Here is a 729-nt window from a genome sequence, read left to right as displayed (position 1 = left end):
TTTACTGCAACTGATGGCACAAACACCACTACCTTTAACCAAACTGGCTTAAGCTTCACTGATAGCACAGGTTCGGCTACAGGCCCAAGCATCACCGCAGCTGGTATTGATGCGGGTAGCAGAGTCATTACTAACGTGGCGAATGGTCGCATTGCAGCAAACAGCACAGACGCTACCAACGGTGGGCAGCTGTTTAACACCGCAGAAGCCCTGAAAACCGTCATTGGTGGAAATGCTATTAATACGGGTGGTTTGGTGACCACAACCAACATTGGTGGCACTGGCGCGAGCACAATCGATGGCGCGATCACCAACGTTAGAGACGCAGCGACCAAAGCGAAGACCACTGTCACAGAAGGCAAAAACATTGTAGTGACAGGAACGACCAACTCAGATGGTTCAACCGACTACAATATCAAAACCAAAGACGATCTTGCGCTAACCAGCGTCACGACAGGCAATACCACAGTCAATAATGCTGGTGTCAGCATCACTGACGGCGCTAACCTCACAGCTGTGACCGCAACAGGCACCAGCGTTACTAACGGCACCAACACCAGCAACTATGATGCCAATGGCTTGACGGCAACTGACGCCGCTGGCAACAGCACGCTTGTTAACCAAACTGGCTTAAGCTTCACTGATAGCACAGGTGCTGCCACAGGCCCAAGCATCACTACTGCTGGTATCGATGCCGCTGGCAACAAGATCACCAACATTGCTGATGGT

At 51.4% G+C, this 729-nt stretch carries 1 pseudogene; it reads left to right on the top strand.

What is annotated here, in order from left to right:
* Positions 1–729: pseudogene (locus tag M917_RS01115) on the top strand (YadA-like family protein); the annotation flags it as partial.

Origin of the sequence: Psychrobacter aquaticus CMS 56 (assembly GCF_000471625.1) — a bacterium.
Classification (GTDB): Bacteria; Pseudomonadota; Gammaproteobacteria; order Pseudomonadales; family Moraxellaceae; genus Psychrobacter; species Psychrobacter aquaticus.
This window is presented reverse-complemented; position numbering and strand designations above follow the sequence as displayed.